The following is an 8,413-nucleotide window of genomic DNA, read 5'->3' as shown; positions in this document are numbered from 1 at the left end:
GTGTGTAAGTGCAGTAATGCATTGAGCTAACTGATACTAATTGCCCGTAAGGCTTGATCCTATAACCAGTGTGTTTGTACTGGTTGAGTGAGTCGTTGTGCAACGATCACCACCCGAATTCAATACTGCTTCTTCCCAGATTGGTTGCAGCGTCACACGACGAGGCAACAACAAGTCATGCCTGATGACCATAGCGAGTCGGTCCCACCCCTTCCCATCCCGAACAGGACCGTGAAACGACTCCACGCCGATGATAGTGCGGATTCCCGTGTGAAAGTAGGTAATCGTCAGGCTCCTCATGCAGCAAAACAAAAACCCCACCCCGAAAAGGTGGGGTTTTTGCGTTCGGGCGCGCACTTTGCATCACAGAAGCTCATTCCCTCACGATGCCTTCTCCGATTGCGCAGTTTCTGTCGGTAAAATGGCAACGAAAGGTTGTACCCATCATGCCGACCCTTCCCGGAGCGCATATGAGAACGAGCCTGTTGATTGCCGCCGTCAGTGCCGCGTTGCTTGTCGCGGCTTGCGGTAAAAAGAACGATGCAAGCGAGTCCAGCCTGGGCGACGCGATTTCCGCCGACATGAAAACCAACCGCGGCTTGCTGTGCCTGAATCGGAGCGGCCGAGGCCCGTACGCATTTCCGTCGGTCTATGGCAACCGGGACCTCAACGAATACTCGTCCGCGGCCTTGCGCGAACAACTCGCCGCGCTCGAGAAAAGCGGTCTCATCGCCCGTGCGACCACGGCACCGGCGAACGCCAACACCAACGCTAAACAGAACGGCATCGCATACAGCCTGACGGGCGAAGGGCAAAAGTATGCGGTGGAGACGACCAGGACCGCCGGTGATCCCAGCGCCACGAACGATCCGCGAGCATGGATGCTTTGCTACGCGCACGTCAAACTGGGCAAGGTCGTCGCCTGGACGGAGCCCGATCCGACCGCGCATCGCTCGGACGTCACCTATACGTACAAGCTCGAAAACGTGGCTCCGTGGGCCGATGATCGCGACATCAAACGCGCTTTCCCCGAAGTGACCGCGGCCGACCGCGAATCCGGCGAAGCCAAGCTCCACCTCATCCTCGAACAGCGCGAAGACGGCTGGGTCCGAGTCGACTGAAGACCGCTGACTCAGCTTCGAAAGCCAACGCATGCCGACATCCACCTTCGATCCTTCCGCCGGCCCGCCGCGCATGTCCGATGTCGCGCGTCTCGCCGGCGTTTCGAAGATGACAGTATCGCGCGTGCTCGCGGGCCACAGCGTCGCGCTGGCGACGCGTGAGCGCGTGCAGAAGGCGATCGACGAACTCGGCTACGTCGCCGATGCCGCCGCGGGCGCGTTATCGTCCGGACGTTCGGAATTCGTCGCCGTGCTGGTGCCGTCGCTCGCGAGTTCCAACTTCTCCGACACCGTGCGCGGGCTTTCCGCATCGCTGGAGCCGCATGGCCTGCAGCTGCTGATCGGCGACACGGACTACCATCTGGACCGCGAGGAGCGGCTCGTGCGCTCCATGCTGCGTCATCAGCCGCGCTGCATCGCGCTGACCGGATCACGTCATACGGATGCGACGCGCACGCTGCTGCGCCGCTCGGGCGTGCCTGTCGTGGAGATGTGGGATGCGCCTTCCGATCCGATCGACGCCGCCGTCGGCTTCTCGAACGTCAGCGCGGCGCGTGAGATGGTGCGCTATCTCGCGGATCGCGGCTACGAGCGCATCGGTTTCATCGGCGGGGCGAGCGAGCTGGATCGTCGCGGACTGGATCGGCTGAAGGGTTTCCGCGCACAGATGAAAGCACTCGGCCTCGACGACGAACGCATCATTCGTCTCGGCGACTCTCCCATTACGATGAGTCACGGCGGACCGGCGATGGCCGCGCTGCTCGACGCCTGGCCCGACACGCAAGCCGTGATGTGCGTGAGCGACATGTCCGCGTTCGGCGCGATAATGGAATGCCACCGGCGCGGCCTGACGGTGCCGGACGATATCGCCGTTGCGGGCTTCGGCAATTTCGAAGTCGCCGCGTGCTGCACGCCATCGATCACGACGATTTCCGTCGACGCCTACGGCATCGGCCTGCGCACCGGCGCGACCTTGCTTGCCGCGCTGGAGGCGCGGGAACAGGGCATCGTCGGGCCCTCCGGCAAGCGCGTGCGCGTAGCCTATTCGGTGGTGCCGCGCGAAAGCGCCTGAGCCGAAGCAATGCGGCGATTGCGTGTTAATATCGACCGGAATGTTACCGGTAACGGTACCATCAAACACGGAGACACCCCATGCCCCAACAGAATCCGAAGCGCCTGCGCAGCCAGGAATGGTTCGATGATCCCTCGCACGCCGACATGACCGCGCTCTACGTCGAGCGCTTCATGAACTATGGCCTCACGCGTGAGGAATTGCAGTCGGGCCGGCCGATCATCGGCATTGCGCAGACGGGCAGCGATCTCGCGCCGTGCAATCGCCATCACATCGAACTCGCTGCGCGCACGAAAGCCGGCATTCGCGATGCAGGCGGCATCCCGATGGAGTTTCCCGTGCATCCGCTCGCGGAACAGAGCCGCCGGCCGACCGCCGCGCTCGATCGCAATCTCGCGTATCTCGGCCTCGTCGAAATTCTGCATGGCTTTCCGCTTGATGGCGTCGTGCTCACCACCGGTTGCGACAAGACCACGCCCGCGTGTCTGATGGCGGCGGCCACCGTCGACATGCCCGCGATCGTGCTCTCGGGCGGTCCGATGCTCGACGGATGGTACGAAGGCAAGCGCGTCGGCTCCGGCACGGTCATCTGGCATGCGCGCAATCTGCTTGCGGCGGGCCAAATCGACTATGAAGGCTTCATGCGGCTGACGACCGCCTCGTCGCCGTCCATCGGTCACTGCAACACGATGGGCACCGCGCTTTCGATGAACAGTCTCGCCGAAGCGCTCGGCATGTCGCTGCCGACGTGCGCCAGCATTCCGGCCGCGTATCGCGAGCGCGGACAGATGGCGTATGCGACCGGCAAGCGCATCGTCGATATGGTGCGTGACGATGTGAAGCCGTCGCACATCATGACGCGCGATGCGTTCATCAACGCGATCGTGGTGGCGTCCGCGCTCGGCGCATCGACGAACTGTCCGCCGCATCTGATCGCCATTGCGCGGCACATGGGCATCGAATTGAGTCTCGAAGACTGGCAGCGTCATGGCGAGCAAGTGCCGCTCATCGTGAACTGCATGCCCGCGGGTGAGTATCTCGGCGAGAGCTTTCATCGCGCGGGCGGTGTGCCTGCGGTCATCAGGCAACTCGACGCAGCGGGGCTCATCAAGCGCGAGTGCCTGACCGTATCGGGCCGCACGATCGGCGAGATCGCGAGCGACGCGCCCGCGGCCGACCACGAAGTCATCCGCACGGCGGACGATCCCTTGAAACACAGTGCGGGCTTCATGGTGTTGTCGGGCAATTTCTTCGATAGCGCCATCATGAAGATGTCGGTCGTCGGCGAAGCGTTCACGAAGACCTATCTGAGCGAGCCTGGCGCGGAAAACACCTTCGAGGCGCGCGCGATCCTGTTCGATGGTCCCGAGGACTATCACGCACGCATCGACGATCCCGCGCTCGATATCGACGAGCATTGCATTCTCGTGATTCGCGGTTGCGGCACGGTCGGCTATCCGGGCAGCGCGGAAGTCGTGAACATGGCGCCGCCCGCCGAGCTCATCAAGCGCGGCATCGACTCGCTGCCCTGCATGGGCGACGGAAGGCAGAGCGGCACGTCCGCGAGCCCGTCGATTCTGAACATGTCGCCGGAAGCGGCGGTCGGCGGTGGCCTCGCGCTTTTGCGCACGAACGACAGGATTCGCGTCGACCTGAACGCGCGCAGCGTGAATGTGCTGCTCGATGAAGCCGAGCTGGAAAGCCGTCGCGCGCAATCGGCATTTGCCGTGCCGGTGGCGCAGACGCCGTGGCAGGAGTTGTATCGGCAGACGGTGGGGCAACTATCGACAGGCGGCTGCCTCGAACCCGCAACGCTCTATCTGAAGGTGATCGAAGAGCGCGGCAATCCGCGCCATTCACATTGAGCGAGCTGCCATGTCCTACGCCATCTATCCGAGTCTTGCGGACAAGCGTGTCGTCGTGACGGGCGGCGGCAGCGGCATCGGCGCGGCGATCGTCGAGGCATTCGCGAAGCAGGGCGCGCGCGTGTTTTTCATCGATGTCGCCGAAGCCGATTCGCGCCAGCTCGAACAGACGTTGTCGAAAGAAAAGCACGCGCCCCGGTTTCTGCATTGCGATCTCCGCGATGCGGACGCGATCGACAAAGTCTTCGATGACATCGCGAACGATGCCGGTTCCATCGACGTGCTCGTCAACAACGCCGCGAGCGACGACCGTCATCACTGGGACAACGTGAGCGCCGCGTACTGGGACGAGCGCATGGCCGTGAACCTGCGGCATCAGTTCTTCTGCGCGCAGGCCGCGGCGAAGCGCATGCGTACGAGCAAGCGCGGCGCAATCGTGAACATGGGCTCGATTTCATGGCATCTCGCGCTGCCCGATCTGACGCTCTACATGACCGCGAAGGCCGCGATCGAAGGACTCACGCGCGGCCTCGCACGCGAGCTCGGCGAACACGGATTCGCGTGAACACCGTGATTCCCGGCGCCGTACGCACGCCGCGTCAGATGAAGCTCTGGCAGTCGCCGGACAGCGAGGCGAAGCTCATCGCGCAGCAATGCCTGCATGAACGGATCGATCCGGAACACGTCGCGCGCATGGTGCTGTTCCTTGCATCGGACGATGCGGCACGCTGCACCGCGCGCGACTACTACGTCGATGCGGGGTGGTTCGGTACTTGACGCGTCACGAAACGCAAGCGGTCCGGCTCAGATGCGCGCGTCACGCCGGCGCGACAGCTTCGTCGTCGGCTTGAGCGTCGGCATCGTGCCGCTTTCGATGTGATGCTGCACGGCATCCGCCGCTTCGTGGTAACCGCGTTCATCGAGCCAATGCCAGACCGCGGCGAGAAAGAGGCCCAGCCCGGCATGCCCGCAATGCGCGATGACCTCGGCGATGCCTTCGGCTAGCGCCTCGTCGCGGCCTTCGGGTCGCAAGGCGCTCGCGACGTGCGAGGCGGAGCGCGATACCAGCATCGCGTGCATCGTATGCAATTGCGGGTTGAATGTGCGTACTGCGTGTTCTCTTTGACTGCTACCCATGAAGCCCCCGTCTGTCACGCTGGCGTGCTACGTGCTCGAATGCGATGACCGCATCGAAACAAGGAGCGCGCGTCGCGATTGGTTTTTCGACAGCACTTATTCTTTTTCAGCGCCGGGGCGAGGCAATGCAAGAAGTGGGCCGACCAGCGCTCAAATGTCTGACTCGCCTTATGCGGCGCGGCGGCGCCCGTTTGCACCATCGGCGAAAAAATCGCGCAAAGACGCTTTCGCGTGCATTTCGTACAATCAAAGACCCGATGCGGCATGCCTTTGCTCAAAACATGCACCTTTTGTCTTCTTTTTCAGCCGATGCGCTCATGCGACGCTCTCACATCGCGCTATGCGTGCTCGCGTTGCTTGCCGGCTGCTCGTCGGGCACACCCGCGCGAAGCGAAGAAGCCGCGCCCGCGACGCAATTGCAGGAGCCAGAGCCGCCGCGACCGCTGCATCACGCGAAGCACACCACATCGGGCTTCGAAAACAACTACGGCCACCTGCCGCGCGAATCGTTTCTGAAGTGGCGCTGGGAGCGCTTCACGCAAGGCTTGCCGAAGCCGCCCGCGAATGGCTATCGCTTTCCGATGGCGCATCCGGATATCGCATGGCTCAAGGCGAACCGCACCGCCGATACGCTCACGTGGATCGGTCATGCGAGCGCGCTGGTGCAGCTCGACGGCGTGAACATCCTCACCGATCCGGTGTTCTCCGAACGCGCCTCGCCGTTCTCGTTCGTGGGCCCCAAGCGCAAGACGCCGCCCGGCCTCACGATCGATGAGCTGCCGCATGTCGATATCGTCCTGATCTCGCACAATCACTACGACCATCTCGACAAACCGAGCATCGAGGCGCTCAACCGGCAAGCGGGCGGCCCGCCGCGCTTTCTCGTGCCGCTCGGCATCGGGAAGTGGATGAACGATATCGGCGTGACGAACGTCGAAGAGCTCGACTGGAGCGACGAAACCCACGCCGCGGGACTGAACATCTGGTTCGTTCCGAGTCAGCACTGGTCCGCGCGCACGCCGTTCGACCGTGCGGAAACGCTGTGGGGTGGCTGGGTCGTGAAGACGCCGGCGGGCGCGGCGCATCCGTATTCGTTCTGGTTCGCGGGCGACACCGGCTATTCGCCGGATTTCCGCGATATCGGCGCGCGCTTCGGCGGTTTCGATCTCGCGCTGATTCCGATCGGCGCCTACGATCCGCGCTGGTTCATGCACGCGCAGCACGTCGATCCGGAAGAAGCCGTGCGCATCTTCGAAGACGTGCATGCGAAGAAAGCGATCGGCATTCACTGGGGTTCGTTCGAACTGACCGACGAGCCGCTCGACGAGCCGCCGCGCCGTCTCGCCGAGGCCGCGCGCAACGCCGGCCTGCCCGCGGACGCGTTCACCGTGCTGAAATACGGCGAAATGATTCACCTCGACATGCCGAACTCAAGCGCGGCCACAATCGGCCGATAACACGGACTGGCAGCGCGGCTTCTACGCGCCGAAATTCATCCTACAATTGAGACGCCTCACCGTCGGGGCGCGCTCGCGGTTGCGCGCGTTGCGCAATCGACTTTATTCACTGATAGGGCTCATCGCGTGAAGCAACTGTCCATTCGCCATCGCATTCTGGCCAGCTTCGGCGTCATTCTTTCGCTGATGCTCGTCATGGCCGCACTGTCGTACACGCTGCTCGGCGGTATCGACCGCGAAGCGAAGAGCCTCGAAGACGATTCGATGCTCGGCTTCGCGCTGTCGAACGATATGCGCGCCGCGTGGTTCGAGCACTACACGATCACCCAGCGGCTCGTCTTCATCGACAAAGACGCGGAGCAGACGCGCCGCGACACGCAGCGTCTCGCCGAAACGCGCGCGACCCTCGACAAGCTGATGGACACCTACGTGCCCACGATCTTCGAAGAAGACGACCGCCGTCTCTTCAACGATTTCAAGCGCCAGCGCGATCTCTACGCCCCGATTCAGGACCAGACGCTGCGCGAGCTCGCGAGCTCGAAGGACGCCGCCGTCGCGACGTTCAACACGCGCCTCACGCCGGTATGGGAAGCGGGGCAGACCGCGACGCGCGCGCTCGTCGATCACAACGAGACCTTCAACGCGAAGTCGATCGAGAGCATCCGCGGTTCGGTGCAGAAGTCGGAGATCACGCTCATCGTCATCATGCTGGCCGCGATCGCGTCGGCGGCGGTGCTCGGCTTCATGCTGATGAAGGCGCTCACCGTGCCGATGCTGCGCATGGTCGATGTCGTCGACAAGATGCGCACCGGCGACTTCACGCAGCGCCTCGCGCTTGCACGCCGCGACGAATTCGGCACGCTTGAAGCGGGCTTCAACCGCATGACCGACGAACTCACGGGTCTTGTCAGCCAGGCGCAGAAATCGGCGGTGCAGGTGACGACATCGGTGTCGGAGATTGCCGCGACCGCTCGCGAGCAGCAGGCCACCGCCAGCGAAACCGCCGCGACGACGACGGAAATCGGCGCGACATCGCGTGAAATCTTCGCGACCGCGCGCGATCTGGTGCGCACGATGAACGAAGTGTCGGGTGTCGCGGAGCAATCGGCGACGCTCGCGGGCACCGGTCAGGCGGGGCTCACGCGCATGGAAGAAACCATGCGCCTCGTGATGGAAGCGGCGGGCTCGGTGAACGGCAAGCTCGCGATCCTGAACGAGAAGGCGGGCAACATCAATCAGGTCGTCGCAACCATCACGAAAGTCGCGGATCAAACCAATCTGCTCTCGCTGAACGCGGCGATCGAAGCCGAGAAGGCAGGTGAATACGGGCGCGGTTTCGCGGTCGTTGCGACGGAGATTCGCCGTCTCGCGGATCAGACGGCCGTCGCCACGTTCGATATCGAGCAGATGGTGAAGGAGATTCAATCGGCCGTCGCCGCGGGCGTGATGGGCATGGACAAGTTCTCCGAGGAGGTGCGCCGCGGCATGCTCGACGTGCAGCAGGTGGGCGGGCAGTTGTCGCAGATCATCCATCAGGTGCAGACGCTCGCGCCGCGCGTGTCGATGATCAACGAAGGCATGCAGACGCAGGCCACCGGCGCGGATCAGATTTCGCAGGCGCTGTCGCAACTGTCGGAAGCCGCGCAGCAGACGGCCGAATCGCTGCGCCAGTCGACGCAGGCAATCGACGACCTCACGCATGTCGCCAACGGCTTGCGCACGGGCGTGTCGCGCTTCAAGGTGGCTGCTTAAACAGGCGCG

General features: G+C 63.4%; 6 protein-coding genes, 1 rRNA gene and 1 pseudogene. 7 read left to right on the top strand and 1 reads right to left on the bottom strand.

Annotated elements, in window-relative coordinates:
• The first annotated feature begins 180 nt into the window (after window positions 1-180).
• The 5 genes and pseudogenes from rrf to AWB74_RS21070 all read left to right on the top strand — a co-directional run bounded on the left by rrf (window position 181) and on the right by AWB74_RS21070 (window position 4,835).
• Window positions 181-293 (top strand): 5S ribosomal RNA (gene rrf, locus AWB74_RS21090).
• Between the two features lie 177 nt (window positions 294-470).
• Complete coding sequence (locus AWB74_RS21085) at window positions 471-1,121, top strand: hypothetical protein (protein ID WP_061148667.1); 651 nt, start codon at window positions 471-473, stop codon at window positions 1,119-1,121.
• 31 nt (window positions 1,122-1,152) lie between these two features.
• Window positions 1,153-2,193, top strand: coding sequence for a LacI family DNA-binding transcriptional regulator (locus tag AWB74_RS21080; protein ID WP_061148666.1), 1,041 nt, complete (start codon window positions 1,153-1,155; stop codon window positions 2,191-2,193).
• A gap of 80 nt (window positions 2,194-2,273) precedes the next feature.
• Window positions 2,274-4,058 carry an IlvD/Edd family dehydratase gene (locus AWB74_RS21075; protein ID WP_061148665.1) on the top strand — a complete coding sequence of 595 codons (1,785 nt, stop codon included), beginning with the start codon at window positions 2,274-2,276 and terminating at the stop codon, window positions 4,056-4,058.
• A gap of 10 nt (window positions 4,059-4,068) precedes the next feature.
• Window positions 4,069-4,835 (top strand): annotated as a pseudogene (locus AWB74_RS21070) (SDR family NAD(P)-dependent oxidoreductase).
• A gap of 27 nt (window positions 4,836-4,862) precedes the next feature.
• Here the strand turns inward: AWB74_RS21070 and AWB74_RS21065 are convergent.
• On the bottom strand, window positions 4,863-5,129 hold the full coding sequence (locus tag AWB74_RS21065; RefSeq protein ID WP_235024641.1) for a hypothetical protein: 267 nt from the start codon (window positions 5,127-5,129) through the stop codon (window positions 4,863-4,865).
• Between the two features lie 383 nt (window positions 5,130-5,512).
• On the opposite strand from AWB74_RS21065, the gene AWB74_RS21060 reads away from it, so the two are divergent.
• Both AWB74_RS21060 and AWB74_RS21055 read left to right on the top strand, forming a co-directional pair.
• The gene (locus AWB74_RS21060; protein WP_061148663.1) at window positions 5,513-6,652 is read left to right on the top strand and encodes an MBL fold metallo-hydrolase; all 1,140 of its coding nucleotides are present in this window, start codon (window positions 5,513-5,515) and stop codon (window positions 6,650-6,652) included.
• A gap of 186 nt (window positions 6,653-6,838) precedes the next feature.
• Window positions 6,839-8,404 carry a methyl-accepting chemotaxis protein gene (locus tag AWB74_RS21055; RefSeq protein WP_407642454.1) on the top strand — a complete coding sequence of 522 codons (1,566 nt, stop codon included), beginning with the start codon at window positions 6,839-6,841 and terminating at the stop codon, window positions 8,402-8,404.
• Window positions 8,405-8,413 lie beyond the last annotated feature (9 nt).

The sequence above is a fragment of the Caballeronia arvi genome, assembly GCF_001544695.2.
Classification (GTDB): Bacteria; Pseudomonadota; Gammaproteobacteria; order Burkholderiales; family Burkholderiaceae; genus Caballeronia; species Caballeronia arvi.
Note: the sequence above shows the minus strand (reverse complement) of the source record. Positions and strands in the feature narration are given on the sequence as shown.

Excerpts from the sequence above, each read along its gene's own strand:
- AWB74_RS21085 (WP_061148667.1), top strand. The coding sequence starts at position 471 with ATGAGAACGAGCCTGTTGATTGCCGCCGTCAGTGCCGCGTTGCTTGTC.
- AWB74_RS21080 (WP_061148666.1), top strand. The coding sequence starts at position 1,153 with ATGCCGACATCCACCTTCGATCCTTCCGCCGGCCCGCCGCGCATGTCC.
- AWB74_RS21075 (WP_061148665.1), top strand. The coding sequence starts at position 2,274 with ATGCCCCAACAGAATCCGAAGCGCCTGCGCAGCCAGGAATGGTTCGAT.
- AWB74_RS21065 (WP_235024641.1), bottom strand. The coding sequence starts at position 5,129 with ATGCTGGTATCGCGCTCCGCCTCGCACGTCGCGAGCGCCTTGCGACCC.
- AWB74_RS21060 (WP_061148663.1), top strand. The coding sequence starts at position 5,513 with ATGCGACGCTCTCACATCGCGCTATGCGTGCTCGCGTTGCTTGCCGGC.
- AWB74_RS21055 (WP_407642454.1), top strand. The coding sequence starts at position 6,839 with ATGCTCGTCATGGCCGCACTGTCGTACACGCTGCTCGGCGGTATCGAC.